The following is an 18857-nucleotide window of genomic DNA, read 5'->3' on the forward strand; positions in this document are numbered from 1 at the left end:
ATGAATGTCATAAAAGTGTAATGCAAATGTCATGCTAAGTGGTTATGGCGTACCGGGTTGGGGATGTGGATACTGCCTGATTGATGAAAACGGACGAGGACAACAGATGAACACCGTACGCTGGGGCATGATCGGCTGTGGCAGTGTCACTGAACTGAAGAGTGGACCCGCCTTCTATAAAGCGCCAGGTTCGGCGCTGGTCGCCGTGATGGGGCGCCGCGAGGCAGCCGTGCGCGATTATGCGGCGCGCCATGGCATTGCCCGTTTCTATACCGACGCCCAGGCACTGATCGACGACCCTGAAGTGGACGCGGTGTATATCGCCACACCGCCCGACAGCCACCTCGAGTACAGCCTGATGGTGGCGGCGGCCGGCAAGCATTGCTGTGTCGAGAAGCCCATGTCGCTGAATGCCGAGCAGAGCGCGTTGATGCAGCGCACGTTCGAACGGGCCGGGCTGCACCTGTTTGTCTCCTACTATCGTCGCTCGCTGCCGCGCTTCCAGCAGGTACGCGAGTGGCTGCAGGCGGGACGCATCGGCCAACTGCGCCACCTGACCTGGACCCTGTGCAAGCCTCCGGGGGCCGACGACGCCAGCGCCGCCAACTGGCGCACTGACCCACTGATTGCCGGTGGCGGTTACTTTGCCGACCTGGCCAGTCACGGCTTTGACCTGTTCCAGTACCTCGCCGGGGATATCGTCGAGGTCTCGGGCTTTACCGCGCGCCAGGCCGGGCGCTATGCGGCGGAAGATGCAGTGACGGCCTGCTGGACCTTTGGCTCGGGCGCCCTGGGCATGGGCTGCTGGAACTTCGTCGCGGACCGCAAGGAAGACCGCGTCGAGCTGATCGGCAGCCGTGGTCGCATTCAGTTCTCGGTGTTCGAAGACCAGCCGCTGCGCCTGGAAGCCGAGACCCAGGAAGTGCTCGAAGTACCGTGCCACGCGCATATCCAGTGGCACCATGTGTTGGCGATGAATGCACACATTCGCGGCGAGGCCGAGCATCCTTCGCTGGCCATCGAGGCGTTGAAGACTGATCGGATTCTCGACAAGGTGCTATTACGCAACCCCCACCATCCTGGGTAGTCGCGATAAAAAGGTTTTTTCAAGGAATAGACCGATGAAATACTGGATGGTGGTGTGGCTGGTGCTGGCGACCGGCGCAGTGGCGGCCCCGCGTGAACAGGGCACGCCGGGGGAGTTTGATTTCTATGTGCTGTCGTTGTCGTGGTCGCCGACGTTTTGCCTGACGCACCCGGACAACGAACAGTGCTCGGGCAAGGGCTACGGGTTTGTGCTGCACGGCCTGTGGCCGCAGTACGCGCGAGGAGGGTGGCCGGCGAGCTGTGCGCCGCAGTCTTACCTGAGCCGGGAAGCAATGGACAAGGGCGCGACGTTGTTCCCCACGCGTGCGCTGCTCAAGCACGAATGGGCCAAGCATGGCACCTGCAGCGGGCTTGAACCGCTGGCGTACCTGGAAAAAACCGACGCGGCGTTGGGCGTGGTTGCCATTCCACACCAATTGCAGCCGTTCAACACACCGCCGTCGTTGCCGGCTCGCGAGATCGAGGCGCTGTTTCGCCAGAGCAACCCGCGCATGGGCAATCACGGTGTGGCGGTCATCTGCAAAGGCAAGGTGCTGTCGGAGGTGCGGGTGTGCCTGACCAAGGACCTGGCCTTCGCCGGCTGTCCGCGCAGTGTCAAAAGCCAGTGCCGCGAGGGTGAAATCCGCATTCCGGCCCAGCGCTAGGGCAGCATCGCCACGCGATAACGCTCATCAAAATCCTCGGCCAACTGCGCCAGGGTGACCTTGCCGAGGCGCTTCAACAGCAGCGCCTGGGCTTGTTCGAAGGCGTCAGTGAGCGCCGCGTTCACGGCCTGTTCCACCAGGCATTCCGGGTGATCGGTGGACAGGCCGATGGCGAAGATCGACGGCGTGCCCAGGGCGTTGTGAATGTCCAGCAAGGTGATTTCACTCAAGGGCTTGCCCAAGCTCCAGCCGCCCTGATGGCCTTTTTCCGAGCGCACATACCCTTTTTCCTTGAGCAACCCGAGGGTGCGCCGCACCACCACCGGATTGGTGCCGAGCATCTGCGCGATGGTCTCCGAAGTCGCGCGTTCTTCATGGCGGCCCATATGGATCAGCACATGCAGCATGCGCGACAGGCGCGTGTCGTTTCTCATCAAAAAACCTCAAGTTGATTCGCGCCAAAGTATCGTTCGTAACCTAAAAAGTTGCGAGAGTCTTGACGCGCTATTTTTACGTAACTTATGGTGTGTCGTGAAAGCGCGCGGATAACCGCGTGCACTCACCATAGGGTCACTCTCATGATCTACGACGTGATTATTGTCGGCGGCAGCTACGCCGGTTTGTCAGCGGGCCTGCAATTGGCGCGGGCGCGGCGCCAGGTGCTGGTGATCGACGCGGGGCAGCGGCGCAACCGGTTTGCGGCCACGTCCCACGGGTTTCTTGGGCAGGACGGCCAGTCGCCGCAGGCCATTGCCGCCGAAGGGCGCAGCCAGTTGATGGAGTACCCGACGGTCACCTGGGTGCAGGGCAGCGTGGTTCAGGCGACATTAGAACCGCAGGGCTTCAGCCTGGGCACTGAATTCAACGGTACGTTCCAGGGCAAGCGCCTGATCCTGGCCACCGGCGTGGTCGACGAATTGCCCGCCATTGAAGGCCTGCAGGAGCGCTGGGGCACGCGGGTGTTCCATTGCCCTTACTGCCACGGCTATGAGCTGGACCAAGGCCGTATCGGCGTCCTCGCCACGTCTTCGCTGGCGATGCATCACGCATTGATGCTGCCGGACTGGGGCGCCACGACCTTGTTCACCAACGGCGTATTCACCCCGGATGCCGAGCAGCAGGCGCAGTTGGCGCGACGTGGGGTCAGTGTGCAAAGCGCCGGCGTACGGCGAATCAGCGGCGAGCGTGCCGACCTCGAACTGGATGACGGCCAGGTGTTCAAGCTCGACGGTATCTTCACGATGTCGCGGACCCGGCTCAGCCCGTTGGCCGCGCAGTTGGGCTGTGCACTGGCCGATGGCCCCAGCGGCGCTTACCTGCACACCAACGACATGCGCCAGACCTCAGTGCCGGGCGTGTTTGCCTGTGGTGACGCGTCCCTCGCCGCCGGCTCCGTGGCGCTGGCCGTGGCCGAGGGTGTGCGCGCCGGGGTCGGCGCGCATTTTTCGCTGGTCAGCGGTTGAGGTAGACCGGGCTGTCGGTGGACAGCGACGCCTTCACTGCGTGGGTCATATCGGTGATCAACACTTCTTCGCGGTCCTCGCCCAGGGCTTGCAGGGTGAGGGCGACCACTTCCTGGGGCGTGCTTTTAGGCGCCTGCACATCAGCGACCATGTCGGTGTCGATGTAGGCCGGGTGCACGCCGATCACCAGGGTGTTCTGCTCGCGCAACTCGCCGCGCAGGCCGTTGGTCAGGCCCCACTGGGCGGATTTCGAAGTGCTGTAGCCACCGGCGCCCGGCGGGCTCAGCCAGCTCAGCACCGAGAGGATATTGATCAGCGCGCCGCCGCCCTGTTTGGCCAGGATCGGCGCAAAGGCACGGCTCAGGCGCAGGGTGCCGAAGGTGTTCACGTCAAAGTGCTGTTGCAGGTTTTCGACACTGTCTTCGGCCAGCAACGAACCGTACTTCAGGAAGCCCGCATTGTTGATCACCACACTGACGTCCGCGCACTGCTCGGCGGCGTGCTGCACGCTGGCCGGGTCGGTGATGTCGAGGGCAATCGGGGTGCTGCCGGGAATGTCCACGCTGCGCGGATCCCGCGCACCGGCGTAGACCTTGGCGGCGCCGGCTGCCAGCAGGGCGGTGACGAAAGCTTTACCCAGGCCGCGATTGGCGCCGCTGACCAATACCACTTTTCCACGAATATCCATGATGAACTCCAGGCTGCGAATTAGGTTTAATAATGAAACCGTTTTTATCCTGAGGCTGTTGGTCCTATAATGCAACCAGATTTTTCAATGCCGGGAGGCCCGACGATGAAACGCAAATGCCTGGAAGGCGATGGCTGCCCCGTTGCCCGTGCCCTGGACGTGGTGGGCGACTGGTGGACGCTGTTGATCATCCGCGATGCATTCGCCGGCGTGACGCGCTTCGGTGATTTCCAGAAGCACCTGGGCGTGGCTAAAAACATCCTTGCCACGCGCCTCAAGGACATGGTCGAGCAGGGCCTGCTGCAAACCAGTGAAGTCGGTGCGCGCAGTGAATATCAGCTGACCGACAAGGGCCGCGCGCTGATGCCGGTGCTGGTGACGCTGGCGCAGTGGGGGGAGGCGCACACGCAGCCCGAACAGGCCGGCGCGCGCGTGCTGGATGCGCGCTCGCTCAAGCCGCTGCGCAAGGTCGAGATCCTGGCCGAGGATGGCCGGGTGCTGGGCCTCGACGATATCGTCACGCAGGTCAGCCAGGCGCGATTGCCGTCTATGTGATCTGTGGGCGCGCAGTGAGTGCGCGCCGACAGGGGGCGGGGTCTATTTGCTATCGAGGAAGCCCAGCAGCGCTGCATTGAACAACGCCGGGTCCTGCAGGAAGGCAAAGTGGCTGGTGTTCGGCAGGATCAGCAGGCCGGCCCCTGGGATGGTGGCCGCCATGTACTCGGTGTGCTCGCGCTTGATCGCTTCGTCATGGTCGCCGTCGGCGATCAGGATTGGCGTCTTGATGCTCGCCAGCTGGGCGTCGGTCCAGTTCGGTTGGCTGGCCCACATATGGCTGATCTGCTCGACGAATGCATCGTACTCTTTAGGCGTCGGCGACAGCTTGGCGTACTCCTTGCCGGCGCGTTCGATGAAGGCCGCGAAGGTCGGGTTTTTCTCTACGCCGTCCTTGACCCCGGCGGTCTGGGTGTTGGCGGCGAACGCGAACACCTTGCCGATCCGGTCCGGATGACGCAGGGCCAGGTCGATGCCGATGATGGCGCCGTCGCTCCAGCCGACAATATCGGCACGCGGGATCTTCAGGCTGTCGAGCACGGCCACCACGTCATCGGCCATCAGGTCGTAGCCGTAGGGTTTATCGTCCCGCGAGCTGCGCCCGTGGCCACGGCTGTCGAGGCTGATTACTGTGTGCTTGGCCGCCAGCGCCTTGACCTGGTTGCCCCAGTAATCGGAGTTGGACAGCCCACCGTGCAGCAGCACCACCGGCGATCCATGCCCGGTGCGGGTGTAGTAGACCTTGATGCCGTTGACGGCGGCGTAGCCGGTTTTGGCGCCGGCCACCGGGGCCGGCGTCGGCGGCAGGGTTTCCCAGCGTTCAGCGGCCTGGACCGCAGAGAAAGACAGCAACAGGCAGGCAGTTGCCAGCAGGCGACGTGACATGGCGATTCCTTTGAATGCAGTGAGTAGGCGCTGAACTCTAGCACCGGCCCAGGCGTGGGAAATACGCATTTTTGCCTATTGAGATCGGCATTCTGAAAGAAAAAAATGCAGTTATATCAATGGAATAAAAGCGTCTAAAGCGCCCGGGCCAGAACGGTTTCGCCGCCGTTGTCTGTCCCGCGCCGTGAGCGGTGCGAGGCCACTCCAGGGGCGCACACAAAATACTTCGACAAGGGTCATTTTGTTCAATACCCCGCGTGCCTTGCCCTTTAACGTGGCTCCATTGTCATCTGCCCGAATAAAAAGGAACTGCAATGAGCTTGATCATTTCCATGGCCGCCTTCGCACTGGCCACCTCGATCACACCCGGACCGGTCAATGTGGTGGCCCTGAGTTCAGGCGCGCGCTTCGGTTTTGTCGCCAGCCAGAAACACGTGTTCGGCGCCGCCGTCGGCTTCACCTTGTTGCTGGTGTTGATTGGCCTGGGGCTGCATGAAGTGCTGGTGCGCTGGCCGCTCCTGACGCAGTTGATCCAGTGGGGCGGGGTGGCCTTCTTGCTCTACATGGCCTGGAAACTCGCGGTGGACGATGGCCGCCTGGACGCGGACGGCAGCGCGACGGCGCCGTCGATGCTCTACGGCGCGATCATGCAATGGCTCAACCCCAAGGCCTGGCTGGCCTGCGTGGCGGGCATGGGCCTGTTTGTGGCGGACGGCGATGCTCGGCAGGTCTGGCTGTTTGCCGGCCTTTACCTGGTGATCTGCTACCTGTCGGTGGCGTGCTGGGCCTATGCCGGCACGTTCCTGCGCCGCTACCTGGGCAACCCCCAGGGTGTGCGTGTATTCAACCGCTCGATGGCCGCGTTGCTGGTGGCCAGTGTGGGTTATTTGCTGATGGCTTGAGGACGTCGCGGTACTGCCCCGGCGTGGCCGCGAAATGCTGCTTGAAGGCGCGCTGGAAATGCGCCTGGTCGGCAAAGCCTGCGGCCAGGGCGACATCGGCGATCAGCTTGCCGTTGCGCAGTTGGGTGCGTGCAAACTGGATGCGCCGGTTGACCAGGAAGGCATGCGGGGTCAGCCCGTAATACTGTTTGAAGGCGCGGATCAGGTACGACGGCGACAGCTCGGCGGCCAGGCAGATATCTTCCAGCTTCAGGGCCTGGGTGCAGTGTTCGCGGATGTAGTCGGCGGCCCGTTCCAGCTTGTGGTTGACCTCGCGCATCGGGGCGGGTGAAGGGTTCAGGCGTTGCTGCACTTCGCTGAAATAACTCACCAGTGCGCTTTGCTTTTGCAGGTGTTCGGCCTGCTCATCCACCAGCATCCGGTACAGCTCCAGCAAGCCCTCGTACAGTACCGGGTCGCGCGTGTAGGGCGTATTGAATGGCCGGTAACCCTGGTCGGTGCTGAACCCCAGTTGGTACTGCAGGTCGGTCAGCCAGGGCGTGTCGATGTACAGCATCTTGTAGGACCATCGCTCGTTGTCGATGGGATTGCAGGCGTGCACATCGCCGGGGTTCATCAACACCACCGTGCCGGCGCTGATCTCGAACGTCGCTGCACCGTAGTGGTAATAACTGCGCCCCGTGGTGACCACCCCGATGGAGAAGTGCTCGTGGGCATGGCGCGTGTAGGTGACCTTGCGCCCATCGGCGATGGTGCGCGCTTCGATGAACGGTAAGCGCTCGTCGCGCCAGAAGCGCGGCGAGTGCGAAGGGTGAGCAAGGCTGTTCAGCGACATGGCGGCAGTTCCATCCCTTGAGCGAGTGAAGGGATGATTGCACAGACCGCCCGGGGCGTCAGCCTAGAAATCCCACTTGGTCGCCAGCTGCAGGCTGCGCGGTTCGCCGTAGAAGCCGGTGCCGAAGTTGCCCAGGCCCGTGTAGTACTTCTTGTCGAAGAGGTTCTTCACGTTCAGCGTGGTGCTCAGGTGGTCGTTGAAGCGATAGCGTGCCATCAGGTCGACCAGGTAGTAGCTGTCCTGGGTGATGCGCGAATCGTGGCCGAAGTTGACCGTGTCATTCGGGTCCGGCTGGAACACCTTGCCGAAGAACTCACTCTGCCAGTTCACACCGCCGCCCACGGTGATGTTGTCCAGGGCGCCCGGCAGGCGATAGGCGCTGAACAGCCGTACGACTTGTTGCGGCGTGGTGGTCTGCAGCACCGAGCTGTAGACGTAGCCGTCATTGGCATCGCGGGTGTGCTGGTAGGTGTAGCCGGCGGAGATATTCCAGCCGTCGAGCACTTCGCCCGACAGCTCGGCTTCGAAGCCTTTGGTGGTGGCGCCGGCGATGGGGCGGTAGATCGAGTCGCTCTCGAAGCCCGAGACGTACTCGGCCACGTTGTCCTGTTCGATGCGGAACGCGGCGAAGCTGGCATTCAGGCGGCCGCCGTAGAACGCTGCCTTGAGCCCCGCTTCATAGGTCTGGCCTTCGACCGGGTCGAGCAGCTTGCGGTCGGCATCCTTGCTGGTTTGCGGGCGATAGATCTGGGTATAGCTGGTGTAGACCGACCAGGTGTCGTTCAGGTCATAGACGACCCCGGCATAGGGCGTGACCACGCCACTCTGGTGGTAGGTGGCGCGGTTGTCGGCCTGGGCGGGGTCAAAGAAGTCGGTGGTGTCGGTACCGCTGAAATTGCTCACGCGCGCGCCGAGGATCACCGCCAGGTCATCGGTCGGTTTCAGGCGAGTGGCGAGGTAGGCGCCGGTCTGGCGTTGCACGATATCGTTCTGGCCGCTGCGTGGGATGTCGGGCTTGGGGTATTCGCCGTGCCAGTCAAAGATGCTGCCGCCCACCGGTGGGTAGATCGAACCGTATACCGGCACGTCCTGTTTCGAGCGGGTGGCCATGAAGCCCATGATCAATTCGTGCTCGCGGCCGAACAGGCTGAACGGCCCGCTGAGGTTGACGTCCAGGGTGTTCTGCACCTGGTCGCCCTTGTACTTGCCCATGAACATGTACATGCCCTCGCCGCTGACCGGATCGGGATTGCCGCCACTCGCGGAGGCGAGCAGGGTGTCGTGCTGGCTGCGCTTGCGGTCGAGGCTGACTTTGAGCGACCAGTCATTGGCGAGCTTCTGCTGCACCGAGGCGAAGATCGTCTGGTTCTGGAAGTCGCGACGGCTCCAGTCGGCGGCCGGGTTGAACGATCGCGAGAAGTTTGTGCGCGAGCCGTCGCTGAAATACATCGGGAAACCGGTCCAGCTGGCGCCGCGCGAGCGGGTGTCCTGCTGGTCGATACCGAAGGTCAGCAGGGTGTCGGGGGTGAGATCCGCTTCGAGGATGCCGTAGGCGATGTCCTTGGTGTTCTGGTAGTGGTCCAGGTACGACTGGCGATCCTGGTACACGCCGACAAAGCGCCCGCGCACATTGCCGGACTCGGTCAGGGGGCCGGAGATATCGCCTTCGGTGCGGTAGTTGTCCCAGGAGCCGAAGGTCTGGGTGACCGACGCCTTGAAGTCGCGGGTGGGTTTTTTGCGGATCAGGTTGACCGTGGCCGAGGGGTCGCCGGAGCCGCTCAACAGGCCCGCCGAACCCTTGATGATTTCCAGGTGGTCGTACACCGCCATGTCGGTACTGGTGGTGCCGTAGTCGTACACGCCGTCATAGGTGGAGTTGACGCCGTCGTACTGGAAGTTGGTGATCGGCAAGCCCCGGCTGGAGAACTCCCAGCGCTCGCTGTCGTAGTTCTGCACACTGACGCCCGGGGCGCGGCGCAGGGTGTCGGCGATGCTGTTGGAGCCTTGGTCGTCCATCTGCTGGCGGGTGATCACGGTGACCGACTGCGGGGTTTCGCGCATCGACAGCGGCAGGCCGGTGGCCGACGCCATGGAGCCTGTGGTGTAGGCGTGGGTGTCTTCGGTGGTGGCGCCCAGGTCCTGGCCGGAAATGGTGGTAGCACCCAGCTCCAGGGCGCCGGTGTTGGCCGGGATCGGTTCGAGTACGTAGCCGTTGTTGCCTTGGGGCAGGGCTTGCAGGCCGCTGCCCTGCAACAGGCGCTGCAAGCCGCTGGCCGCGGTGTAGTTGCCATTCAGGCCTGGGCTGGTTTTACCTGCGGCGAGGCTGTTGTGCCCGGCGATGAAAATACCCGACTGCTCGGCGAAGCTGTTCAGCACATTGACCAGGGTGCCGGCGGCAATACGGTAGCTGCGCGCGGCTTCCTGGGTCGATGGCGTTTCGGCGGCGTGCAGCGTCGGTGCGCCGAGGCAAAACAGCGAGGTGGCCAACGCCAGTGGGCGCAGCGCGAAGCGAGCAGGTTGCGGCATGAATGTTTCCCTTTGGATCAAATCGATCGGCGAATTGAAAGCGTCTGCAGGGTTAACCGAACGAGTTTTGAAAAAGGGCACTGGCGGTTGAAGATTTTTTTACTGGGGGCTGACGGTGACCCACCACGGCAGCAACCGGTCGACGCGAATCGGCAACGCGGCTTGCAGCAGGCGCAGGGCGTGGTCGCTGTCCTTGAGCGGGAATGAACCCATTACCGGCAACTGCGCCACGGCCGGGTCGCAACCCAGGTGGCCGGGACGATAACGGTTGAGCTCGGCGACCAGCTCGCCCAGCGCCAGGTTGTCGGCCAGCAGCACGCCACGGCTCCAGGCCTCTCGGGCGGGAGAGGCCGGGGCGGTGGGGTCGAAACCGTTGCGGGCGAACCGGACCTGCTGGCCTGCCTCGATGATGCGCACCTGCTGGTTGAGGGTGCTGACCTGCACCCGGCCTTCGAACACGTTGAGCTGGGTATGCTCGTCGCCCTGCAGCACGCTGAAGCGGGTGCCCAGCGCCTGCAGTCGGCCGTGTTCGGTGTCCACCAGGAATGGGCGGCTGGCGTCCTTGGCCGTATCGATCAGCACTTCGCCAAAGCGCAGGCGCAGCAAGCGTTGCGTTGAATCGAAGCGCACATCCAGCGCGCTCAGGGCGTTAAGCCATACATGGCTGCCATCAGCCAGCAAGGCGTCGCGGGTTTCGCCGCTGGCAGTGGCGTAGTCGGCGCTCCAGCCGCCCACCAGCCGGGGCAGGGCGGTGTTGCGCCAGGTGCCCCAGGCCAGCGTCGAACCGGCGCACAGCACCAGCAAGGTCTTGAGGGTCTGGCGCCGTGAACTGCGCAGTGCACGGCCGGCGCCCTGGGAATGCTCCATCAACGGTGCGAAGCGCTGGCTGACGCGTTCCACATAGTGCCAGGCCGCCAGGTGCTCGGGGTTCTGCATCAACCAGGATTGCCAGCGTTGCTGCTCCTGGGCGCTGTTCGGGTCCTGCAGGCGCACGTACCACTGTGCGGCCTGTTCGAGGCTCGCGTGGCTGAGTTTGCCGGTGCGGCTCATTGCACCAGCATCCCGTCGAGCTCGGCTTCGAGGATCGCGCAATGCAGCAAGGCCTGGGCCATGTACTTCTTGACCATGCGCTCGCACACGCCCAACTGTTGCGCGATCTGTTTGTAGGGCAGGCCATGCAGTTGCGCGAGCAGGAAGGCTTGGCTGACCTTTTTCGGCAGGCGGGCGAGCATGGCATCCACTTCGTAGAGGGTCTCGACGATGATGGCGCGCTGTTCCGGCGATGGCTGCGTCGCCTCCGGGCACAACGCCAGGCTGTCGAGCCAGGCTTTCTCCAGCTGGCGACGACGCCAATGGTCGATGCACAACCCGCGGGCAATGGTGGCCAGGTAAGAACGCTGGCGCACATGATCGGTCTCGGCGAGGGGCCGGCTGAGGATGCGGATAAAGGTGTCGTGAGCCAGGTCAGCGGCATCCCAGCGGTCGTTCAGGCGTCGGCGCAACAGGCCAAGCAACCAGCTGTGGTGGGAACCGTAGAGGTGGGTGAAAGAGGTCGACACAATATCCATCCAGCGCAAAAGAATTGGCGTAAATAAGAATTGGTCGCGATTAAAGCAAAGGGCGGGAAGGTGCGCAAATGATATTGGTTTGCTTCCAGGTGGGAGCGGGCTCCCACCTGGGAGTGCAGTGCGTCAGGCCGGTACCAGGAAGGCAGCCTCCAGCAACTGCCGGGTGTAGGCGTGCTGCGGGTCGGCGAAAATCGCCTGGGCGTCGCCTTGTTCCACCACCTGCCCCTGCTTGACCACCATCAACTGGTGGCTCAGCGCCTTCACCACTGCCAGGTCATGGCTGATAAACAGGTAGGTCAGGTTGTACTTGGCCTGCAGGCTGCGCAGCAATTCCACCACCTGGCGCTGTACGGTGCGGTCCAGCGCCGAGGTGGGTTCGTCGAGCAGGATCAGGCGTGGCTTGAGCACCAGGGCGCGGGCGATGGCGATGCGTTGACGCTGGCCCCCGGAGAACTCATGGGGGTAGCGATTGCGCGACGCCGGGTCGAGGCCGACCTCTTTGAGCGCAGCGATGATCGCCGCTTCCTGCTCGGCCGGTGTGCCCATCTTGTGGATGCGCAGGCCTTCGCCGACGATCTCGCTCACGCACATGCGTGGGCTGAGGCTGCCGAACGGGTCCTGGAACACCACCTGCATTTCGCGGCGCAACGGGCGTACCTGTTGCTGGCTGAGCGTGTCCAGTTGCTGGCCTTCAAAGCGGATCCCGCCCTTGCTGGCGATCAAGCGCAAGATGGCCAGGCCCAGGGTGGATTTACCCGAGCCGCTTTCACCGACGATGCCCAGCGTCTGCCCCTGCGGCAGGCTGAAGTTGATGCCGTCCACCGCCTTGACGTAATCGACGGTGGTGCGCAAAAAGCCTTTCTTGATCGGGAACCACACCTTGAGGTCATCGACCTCCAGCAGCGGCGGACCGATAGCGTTGCCGGCCGGCCCGCCGCTGGGCTCGGCTGCCAGCAGTTCCTGGGTGTAGGGGTGCTGCGGCGCCTGGAACAGCGTCTCGCAATCGGCCTGTTCAACGATGCAGCCCTGTTGCATCACGCACACCCGATGGGCGATGCGCCGCACCAGGTTGAGGTCGTGGCTGATCAGCAGCAAGGCCATGCCCAGGCGTGCCTGCAGCTCCTTGAGCAACTCCAGGATCTTCAACTGCACGGTGACGTCGAGGGCGGTGGTCGGCTCGTCGGCGATCAACAACTCCGGCTCGTTGGCCAGTGCCATGGCGATCATCACCCGCTGGCGCTGGCCGCCAGACAACTCATGGGGCAGGGCCTTGAGGCGCTTGTGCGGCTCGGGGATGCCGACCAGTTCCAGCAGTTCCAGGGTGCGCTGGGTCGCGACCTTGCCGGTGAGGCCTTTGTGCAGGCCGAGTACCTCGTTGATCTGCTTCTCGATGTTGTGCAGCGGGTTCAGCGAGGTCATCGGCTCCTGGAAGATCATCGCAATGCGGTTGCCGCGAATGTGCCGCAGGGTTTTTTCCTTGAGCGTCAACAGGTCTTGCCCGGCGTACTCGATGGTGCCCGACGGATGCCGAGCCAACGGGTAGGGCAGCAGGCGCAGGATCGAGTGGGCGGTCACCGATTTGCCGGAGCCGCTTTCGCCGACCAGCGCCAGGGTTTCGCCGCGCTTGATGTCGAAGCTGACGTTGTTCACCACACGGTGGTGATGCTCGCCGGTGACGAACTCGACAGAGAGGTCGCGGATTTCGATCAGATTGTCCTGATTCATCTCATTTCCTCGGGTCGAAGGCATCGCGAGCGGACTCGCCGATAAACACCAGCAGACTCAACATGATCGCCAGCACGGCAAACGCGCTCATGCCCAGCCACGGCGCCTGCAGGTTGGATTTGCCCTGGGCCACCAGTTCACCCAGCGACGGCGAGCCTGCCGGCAAGCCGAAGCCGAGGAAGTCCAGGGCGGTGAGGGTGCCGATGGCGCCGGTGAGAATGAACGGCATGAAGGTCATGGTCGAGACCATGGCATTGGGCAGGATGTGGCGGAACATGATCGCGCCGTTCTGCATGCCCAGTGCCCGGGCCGCGCGTACGTATTCCAGGTTGCGCCCGCGCAGGAACTCGGCGCGCACCACGTCCACCAGGCTCATCCAGGAGAACAGCAGCATGATCCCCAGCAGCCACCAGAAGTTGGGCTGCACGAAGCTGGCGAGGATGATCAGCAGGTACAGCACCGGCAACCCGGACCAGATTTCCAGGAAGCGCTGCCCGGCCAGGTCGACCCAGCCGCCATAGAAGCCCTGCAGGGCGCCGGCGATCACGCCGATGATCGAGCTGAGCACGGTCAGCGTCAGCGCGAACAGTACCGACACACGAAAGCCATAGATCACCCGCGCGAGCACGTCACGGCCCTGGTCATCGGTACCCAGCAGGTTCACCGCGGACGGTGGCGCCGGGGCCGGTACTTTGAGGTCGTAGTTGATGCTCTGGTAGCTGAACGGGATGGGCGCCCACAAGGTCCAGGCATCCTTGGCCTTGAGCAATTCCTGGATATACGGGCTCTTGTAGTTGGCTTCCAGCGGGAATTCGCCGCCGAAGGTGGTCTCCGGGTAGCGCTTGAGCGCCGGGAAATACCAGTCGCCATCGAAGTGCACGGCCAGCGGCTTGTCGTTGGCGATCAACTCCGCGCCCAGGCTCAGCACAAACAGGATCAGGAACAGCCACAGCGACCACCAGCCACGCTTGTTGGCCTTGAACCGCTCGAACCGGCGGCGATTGAGGGGGGATAGATTCATCTCAATGCTCCCGGCTGGCGAAGTCGATGCGTGGATCGACCAGGGTGTAGGTGAGGTCGCCGATCAGTTTCACGATCAGCCCCAGCAGGGTGAAGATGAACAGCGTGCCGAACACCACCGGGTAGTCGCGGTTGATGGCCGCTTCAAAGCTCATCAGGCCGAGGCCGTCGAGGGAGAAGATCACTTCGACCAGCAAGGAGCCGGTGAAGAAGATGCCGATGAACGCCGAGGGGAAGCCCGCGATCACCAGCAACATTGCATTGCGGAACACGTGGCCGTAGAGCACGCGGCGGTTGGTCAACCCCTTGGCCTTGGCGGTGACCACGTACTGCTTGTTGATCTCGTCAAGAAAGCTGTTCTTGGTCAGCAGGGTCATGGTGGCGAAGTTACCGATCACCAGCGCGGTAATCGGCAGCGCCAGGTGCCAGAAGTAGTCGAGAATCTTGCCGCCCCAGCTCAGCTCATCGAAGTTGTTGGACGTCAGTCCGCGCAACGGGAACCAGTCGAAATAACTGCCGCCGGCAAACACCACGATCAACAGGATCGCAAACAGGAACGCCGGGATCGCGTAGCCGACGATGATCGCCGAGCTGGTCCACACATCAAAATGGCTGCCGTGTCGCGTGGCCTTGGCGATCCCCAGCGGGATCGACACCAGGTACATGATCAGCGTGCTCCACAGCCCGAGGGAAATGGACACCGGCATCTTTTCCTTGATCAGGTCGATGACCTTGGCGTCGCGGAAGAAGCTGTCGCCGAAATCCAGCGTGGCGTAGTTCTTGACCATGATCCACAGGCGTTCCGGCGCCGACTTGTCGAAGCCGTACATCTTCTCGATTTCCTTGATCAGCGCCGGGTCCAGGCCCTGGGCGCCACGGTAGCTGGAGCCGGCCACCGCGACTTCGGCACCGCCGCCGGCGATGCGGCTGGTGGCGCCTTCAAAGCCTTCGAGCTTGGCGATCATCTGCTCGACCGGCCCACCGGGCGCGGCCTGGATGATGACAAAGTTGATCAGCAGGATGCCGAACAGCGTGGGGATGATCAGTAACAGGCGGCGAATAATATAGGCCAGCATTCAATCGCCTCCGCTCGCCGGATCGGCGGTCTGGGTGGTGTCCACGGTTACCGCCGGCTTGGCATCGGGCTTGGCCCACCAGGTGGCTGTGCCGACGTCATAGCGCGGAGAGACCTTCGGGTGGCCGAGGTGGTCCCAGTACGCCACGCGGTAGGTCTTGATGTGCCAGTTGGGGATCACGTAGTAACCGAACTGCAGCACACGGTCCAGGGCCTTGGCATGGGCCACCAGGCTTTGGCGCGAGTCGGCGTCGATCAGCTCTTCCACCAGTTGGTCGACGGCCGGGTCCTTGAGCCCCATGTAGTTGCGGCTGCCGGGCTTGTCGGCGCTGGACGACGACCAGAATTCGCGCTGCTCGTTACCCGGTGAGGTGGACTGCGGGAAACTGCCGACCAGCATGTCGAAGTCCCGCGAGCGAATACGGTTGACGAACTGCGAGACGTCGACCCGGCGGATCACCAGGTCGATGCCCAGGTCGGCGAGGTTGCGCTTGAATGGCAGCAGGATGCGTTCGAACTCGGTCTGGGCGAGCAGGAACTCGATGGTCACCGGTTTGCCGGTGGTGTCGACCATCTTGTCGTCGACGATGCGCCAGCCGGCTTCCTGCAGCAGTTGATAGGCCTCGCGCTGCTGGGTGCGGATCATGCCGCTGCCGTCGGTTTTGGCCGGTTCGAAGGCCTGGGTGAAGACCTCGGCGGGGATCTTGTCGCGCAGCGGCTCGAGGATCTTCAGCTCATCCGGTCCGGGCAGGCCGGTGGCGGCCATTTCGGAGTTTTCGAAATAACTGCGGGTACGGGTGTAGGCGCCGTTGAACAGCTGTTTGTTGCTCCATTCGAAGTCCAGCAACAGGCTGATCGCCTTGCGCACGCGCACATCCTGGAACATCGGCTTGCGCGTATTGAACACAAAGCCCTGCATGCCGGTGGGGTTGCCGTTGGGGATTTCTTCCTTGATCAGCCGGCCCTGGGCTACTGCCGGAATGTTGTAGGCGTTGGCCCAGTTCTTGGCACTGAACTCCAGCCAGTAATCGAACTGCCCGGCCTTCAACGCTTCCAGGGAGACGGTGCTGTCGCGGTAGTAGTCGGTGATGCGGTTATCGAAATTGTAGAAACCTTTAGTGATCGGCAGGTCCTTGGCCCAGTAGTCCTTGACCCGCTCGTAGCGGATCATGCGCCCGGCCTTGACCTCGGCGACCTGGTACGGCCCGCTGCCCAGCGGCACTTCCAGGTTGCCCTTGGCAAACTCGCGCGTGGCCCACCAGTGCTTGGGCAATACCGGCAGTTGCCCGAGGATCAGCGGCAATTCACGATTGTTGGTGCGCTTGAACTTGAACAGCACGCGCAGTGGATCCTCGGCGACCACTTCGTCGACGTCGGCATAGTAGGTGCGGTAGATCGGCGAGCCTTCCTTGAGCAGGGTCTGGAAGGTGAACACCACGTCTTCGGCACGGATCGGGTGACCGTCGTGGAAGCGCGCTTCGGGGCGCAGGTAGAAGCGCACCCAACTGTTGTCCGGGGCCTTTTCGATCTTGCCGGCGACCAGCCCGTACTCCGTGATCGGTTCGTCCAGGCTCTGCATGGCCAGGGTATCGTAGATCAACCCCAGGTTGTCGGCGGGCACGCCCTTGCTGATGTACGGGTTGAGGCTGTCGAAGCCGCCCATGCTCGACTCGCGGAAGGTGCCGCCCTTGGGCGCGTCCGGGTTGACGTAGTCGAAGTGCTTGAAGTCGGCGGGGTATTTCGGCGGTTCGTTGTAGAGCGTCAACGCATGTTGCGGGGCGGCCTGGGCCGCGGTGCACAGCAACAGGCCGCCAAGCAGGGCAGTACGCAAATACATCATTGGGCTTTCTCCGAAGCTTTCAGCCACCACGCGCTCAGGCCCAGGCTATAGGGCGGCGTGGTGACAAAGGCGAACCGGTTGCGGTACGCCAAGCGATGATAGTTGAGGTACCAGTTGGGAATACTGTAGTGCTGCCACAGCAGCACCCGGTCCAGGGCGCGACCGGCCGCCAGTTGTTCTTCGCGGGTCTTGGCCGCCAGCAGTTGTTCCAGCAGGTGATCGACGATGGGGTTGTTGATGCCTGCGTAGTTCTTGCTGCCCTTGATGGCGGCCTGGCTGGAGTGGAAGTACTGCCATTGTTCGAGGCCGGGGCTCAAGGTCTGGTTGAGGGTGATCAGGATCATGTCGAAGTCGAACTGGTCCAGGCGCTGCTTGTACTGCGCGCGGTCAACCGTGCGCAGGCGCGCGTCGATGCCGATGCTGATCAGGTTCTCGACGTACGGCTGCAGGATGCGCTCCAGGTTCGGGTTGACCAGCAGGATCTCGAAGCGCAGCGGTTGCCCGTCCTTGTCGAGCAGGCGTTGCCCCGACAGCTTCCAGCCTGCTTCGCCGAGCAGGGCGAGGGCGCGGCGCATGGTTTCGCGGGGGATACCGCGTCCGTCGGTCTGGGGCAGGCTGAAGGCCTGCGTGAACAGGTTGGGCGGCAACTGGTCGCGGTAGGGCGAGAGCATCAGCCATTCATGGCCGGTGGGCACCCCGGTGGCGGCGAATTCACTGTTGGGGTAATAGCTGAGGGTACGTTTATAGGCGCCGCTGAACAGCGTGCGGTTGGTCCACTCGAAGTCGAACATCATGCCCAGGGCTTCGCGCACCTTGGTCTGGCTGAAGGTCGGCCGGCGCGTGTTCATGAACAGGCCCTGGCTCTGGGTCGGGATCTGGTGGGCGATCTGTGCCTTGATCACGTCGCCCCGGTTAACCGCCGGGAAGTTGTAGCCATTCGCCCAGTTCTTGGCCTGGTGCTCGATATAGATATCGAACTCACCGGCCTTGAATGCTTCGAAGGCCACGTCGCTGTCGCGGTAGAACTCCACTTCGACCTTGTCGTAGTTATAAAAACCCTGGTTGACCGGCAGGTCCTTGCCCCAGTAGTCCTTGACCCGCTCGAACACCAACTGCCGCCCTGGGGTGACCTTGCTGATACGGTACGGCCCACTGCCCAAAGGGGGTTCGAAGGTGGTGGCCTTGAAGTCGCGATTCTTCCAGTAGTGCTGGGGCAGCACCGGCAACTCGCCCAGGCGCAGGATCAGCAGCGGATTGCCGGCGCGCTTGAACACAAATCGGATGCGGTGCCGGTTGAGGATATCGACCCGCGCCACTTCCTGCAGGTTGGTGCGGTACTGGGGGTGGCCTTCGGTCAGCAGGGTGCGATAGGAAAACGCCACGTCATACGCGGTGATCGGCTTGCCATCGTGAAAGCGTGCTTCCGGGCGCAGGTTGAACACCACCCAGCTGCGGTCCTCGCTGTACTCCACCGACTGGGCAATCAGCCCGTAGCTGGAAGTGGGTTCATCGCCGGACGGCGCGTACTGGCCAGTGCCGACCATCAACGGCTCGTTCAGCTCATTGACGCCGTACTGGAGGAAATTGGGCGTGGAAACCGGGCTGGAGCCCTTGAAGGTGTAGGGGTTGAGCGTATCGAACGTGCCAAATGCCATGACCCGCAAGGTCCCGCCTTTCGGCGCTGCAGGGTTTACCCAATCGAAGTGGGTGAATTTGGCCGGGTACTTGAGCGTGCCGAACTGCGTGTAACCGTGGCTCTCGGTAATCGTCGCGTTCGCACCAAAGCTCAAGGCCAGACTTATTAGTAAAAGGAGGGGACGCTTCAAGTCAGGAATCCGATCCAGGCAGCTTGGGCTTTATGATCGGTACAGTAACAGCTTGTTCCGGTTGGAAAAAGGCTGTTGCGGGGGCTGACTGAGGGCCGGCGAGGTCTTGAGCGGTATGACGGACAAATGTGGGAGCTGGCTTGCCTGCGATAGCATCGGCTCGGTATCACCGATACACCGAGGTGTCTGCATCGCAGG

Annotated in this window: 17 protein-coding genes; 5 read left to right on the plus strand and 12 right to left on the minus strand. The window is 62.9% G+C overall.

Translation table 11 applies throughout. The features are described from left to right. Positions 1 to 106: 106 nt before the first annotated feature. Entirely contained in the window at positions 107 to 1087 is a 981-nt protein-coding gene (locus tag QMX97_RS16540; RefSeq protein WP_065906370.1) for a Gfo/Idh/MocA family oxidoreductase, read from the plus strand. Between the two features lie 34 nt (positions 1088 to 1121). Beyond that, on the plus strand, positions 1122 to 1751 hold the full coding sequence (locus QMX97_RS16545; protein ID WP_065906371.1) for a ribonuclease T2: 630 nt from the start codon (positions 1122 to 1124) through the stop codon (positions 1749 to 1751). On the opposite strand, the gene QMX97_RS16550 is transcribed toward QMX97_RS16545, so the two are convergent. Next, positions 1748 to 2185, minus strand: a complete 438-nt coding sequence (locus QMX97_RS16550) for an Rrf2 family transcriptional regulator (RefSeq protein ID WP_092488675.1) — start codon at positions 2183 to 2185, stop codon at positions 1748 to 1750. The two genes, QMX97_RS16545 and QMX97_RS16550, sit on opposite strands and share 4 nt — an antisense overlap. 144 nt (positions 2186 to 2329) lie before the next feature. Here QMX97_RS16550 and QMX97_RS16555 point away from each other — a divergent pair, with 144 nt between their 5' ends. After that, positions 2330 to 3214: an NAD(P)/FAD-dependent oxidoreductase gene (locus QMX97_RS16555; protein WP_282397275.1), complete on the plus strand. Its 885-nt coding sequence runs from the start codon at positions 2330 to 2332 to the stop codon at positions 3212 to 3214. Here the strand turns inward: QMX97_RS16555 and QMX97_RS16560 are convergent. Beyond that, complete coding sequence (locus QMX97_RS16560; protein WP_282397276.1) at positions 3204 to 3902, minus strand: SDR family oxidoreductase; 699 nt, start codon at positions 3900 to 3902, stop codon at positions 3204 to 3206. The genes QMX97_RS16555 and QMX97_RS16560 overlap by 11 nt on opposite strands. Before the next feature lie 105 nt (positions 3903 to 4007). On the opposite strand from QMX97_RS16560, the gene QMX97_RS16565 reads away from it, so the two are divergent. Then, positions 4008 to 4457, plus strand: coding sequence for a helix-turn-helix domain-containing protein (locus tag QMX97_RS16565; RefSeq protein ID WP_120448353.1), 450 nt, complete (start codon positions 4008 to 4010; stop codon positions 4455 to 4457). A gap of 42 nt (positions 4458 to 4499) precedes the next feature. Here the strand turns inward: QMX97_RS16565 and QMX97_RS16570 are convergent, their stop codons facing one another. Next, positions 4500 to 5342: an alpha/beta hydrolase gene (locus QMX97_RS16570; RefSeq protein ID WP_065906377.1), complete on the minus strand. Its 843-nt coding sequence runs from the start codon at positions 5340 to 5342 to the stop codon at positions 4500 to 4502. A 314-nt stretch (positions 5343 to 5656) separates the two neighbouring features. Here QMX97_RS16570 and QMX97_RS16575 point away from each other — a divergent pair, with 314 nt between their 5' ends. Continuing rightward, a complete protein-coding gene (locus QMX97_RS16575; protein WP_106804195.1) occupies positions 5657 to 6244 on the plus strand; it encodes a LysE family translocator in 588 nt (195 codons plus the stop codon). Here the strand turns inward: QMX97_RS16575 and QMX97_RS16580 are convergent. From QMX97_RS16580 to QMX97_RS16620, 9 genes are all read right to left on the minus strand, one after another. Next, positions 6186 to 7079 carry an AraC family transcriptional regulator gene (locus tag QMX97_RS16580; RefSeq protein ID WP_282397277.1) on the minus strand — a complete coding sequence of 298 codons (894 nt, stop codon included), beginning with the start codon at positions 7077 to 7079 and terminating at the stop codon, positions 6186 to 6188. The genes QMX97_RS16575 and QMX97_RS16580 overlap by 59 nt on opposite strands. Before the next feature lie 63 nt (positions 7080 to 7142). Further along, positions 7143 to 9605 carry a TonB-dependent siderophore receptor gene (locus QMX97_RS16585; protein ID WP_282397278.1) on the minus strand — a complete coding sequence of 821 codons (2463 nt, stop codon included), beginning with the start codon at positions 9603 to 9605 and terminating at the stop codon, positions 7143 to 7145. Positions 9606 to 9704: 99 nt separating this feature from the next. Further along, positions 9705 to 10655, minus strand: coding sequence for a FecR domain-containing protein (locus QMX97_RS16590; protein ID WP_282397279.1), 951 nt, complete (start codon positions 10653 to 10655; stop codon positions 9705 to 9707). Then, entirely contained in the window at positions 10652 to 11173 is a 522-nt protein-coding gene (locus tag QMX97_RS16595; protein WP_213550707.1) for a sigma-70 family RNA polymerase sigma factor, read from the minus strand. Before QMX97_RS16595 ends, QMX97_RS16590 begins: the two co-directional genes overlap by 4 nt. Before the next feature lie 123 nt (positions 11174 to 11296). Then, positions 11297 to 12898: an ABC transporter ATP-binding protein gene (locus tag QMX97_RS16600; RefSeq protein WP_065906389.1), complete on the minus strand. Its 1602-nt coding sequence runs from the start codon at positions 12896 to 12898 to the stop codon at positions 11297 to 11299. Between the two features lies 1 nt (position 12899). Then, complete coding sequence (locus tag QMX97_RS16605; protein WP_065906391.1) at positions 12900 to 13919, minus strand: ABC transporter permease; 1020 nt, start codon at positions 13917 to 13919, stop codon at positions 12900 to 12902. A gap of 1 nt (position 13920) precedes the next feature. Continuing rightward, the gene (locus QMX97_RS16610; RefSeq protein ID WP_065906392.1) at positions 13921 to 14994 is read right to left on the minus strand and encodes a microcin C ABC transporter permease YejB; all 1074 of its coding nucleotides are present in this window, start codon (positions 14992 to 14994) and stop codon (positions 13921 to 13923) included. Next, entirely contained in the window at positions 14995 to 16833 is a 1839-nt protein-coding gene (locus tag QMX97_RS16615) for an extracellular solute-binding protein (protein WP_201144154.1), read from the minus strand. Continuing rightward, on the minus strand, positions 16830 to 18659 hold the full coding sequence (locus tag QMX97_RS16620; RefSeq protein ID WP_213550705.1) for an extracellular solute-binding protein: 1830 nt from the start codon (positions 18657 to 18659) through the stop codon (positions 16830 to 16832). Before QMX97_RS16620 ends, QMX97_RS16615 begins: the two co-directional genes overlap by 4 nt. Positions 18660 to 18857 lie beyond the last annotated feature (198 nt).

The organism is Pseudomonas sp. PS01298 (assembly GCF_029959745.1).
Lineage (GTDB): Bacteria > Pseudomonadota > Gammaproteobacteria > Pseudomonadales > Pseudomonadaceae > Aquipseudomonas > Aquipseudomonas aylmerensis.

Excerpts from the sequence above, each read along its gene's own strand:
- QMX97_RS16540 (WP_065906370.1), top strand. The coding sequence starts at position 107 with ATGAACACCGTACGCTGGGGCATGATCGGCTGTGGCAGTGTCACTGAA.
- QMX97_RS16545 (WP_065906371.1), top strand. The coding sequence starts at position 1,122 with ATGAAATACTGGATGGTGGTGTGGCTGGTGCTGGCGACCGGCGCAGTG.
- QMX97_RS16550 (WP_092488675.1), bottom strand. The coding sequence starts at position 2,185 with ATGAGAAACGACACGCGCCTGTCGCGCATGCTGCATGTGCTGATCCAT.
- QMX97_RS16555 (WP_282397275.1), top strand. The coding sequence starts at position 2,330 with ATGATCTACGACGTGATTATTGTCGGCGGCAGCTACGCCGGTTTGTCA.
- QMX97_RS16560 (WP_282397276.1), bottom strand. The coding sequence starts at position 3,902 with ATGGATATTCGTGGAAAAGTGGTATTGGTCAGCGGCGCCAATCGCGGC.
- QMX97_RS16565 (WP_120448353.1), top strand. The coding sequence starts at position 4,008 with ATGAAACGCAAATGCCTGGAAGGCGATGGCTGCCCCGTTGCCCGTGCC.
- QMX97_RS16570 (WP_065906377.1), bottom strand. The coding sequence starts at position 5,342 with ATGTCACGTCGCCTGCTGGCAACTGCCTGCCTGTTGCTGTCTTTCTCT.
- QMX97_RS16575 (WP_106804195.1), top strand. The coding sequence starts at position 5,657 with ATGAGCTTGATCATTTCCATGGCCGCCTTCGCACTGGCCACCTCGATC.
- QMX97_RS16580 (WP_282397277.1), bottom strand. The coding sequence starts at position 7,079 with ATGTCGCTGAACAGCCTTGCTCACCCTTCGCACTCGCCGCGCTTCTGG.
- QMX97_RS16585 (WP_282397278.1), bottom strand. The coding sequence starts at position 9,605 with ATGCCGCAACCTGCTCGCTTCGCGCTGCGCCCACTGGCGTTGGCCACC.
- QMX97_RS16590 (WP_282397279.1), bottom strand. The coding sequence starts at position 10,655 with ATGAGCCGCACCGGCAAACTCAGCCACGCGAGCCTCGAACAGGCCGCA.
- QMX97_RS16595 (WP_213550707.1), bottom strand. The coding sequence starts at position 11,173 with ATGGATATTGTGTCGACCTCTTTCACCCACCTCTACGGTTCCCACCAC.
- QMX97_RS16600 (WP_065906389.1), bottom strand. The coding sequence starts at position 12,898 with ATGAATCAGGACAATCTGATCGAAATCCGCGACCTCTCTGTCGAGTTC.
- QMX97_RS16605 (WP_065906391.1), bottom strand. The coding sequence starts at position 13,919 with ATGAATCTATCCCCCCTCAATCGCCGCCGGTTCGAGCGGTTCAAGGCC.
- QMX97_RS16610 (WP_065906392.1), bottom strand. The coding sequence starts at position 14,994 with ATGCTGGCCTATATTATTCGCCGCCTGTTACTGATCATCCCCACGCTG.
- QMX97_RS16615 (WP_201144154.1), bottom strand. The coding sequence starts at position 16,833 with ATGATGTATTTGCGTACTGCCCTGCTTGGCGGCCTGTTGCTGTGCACC.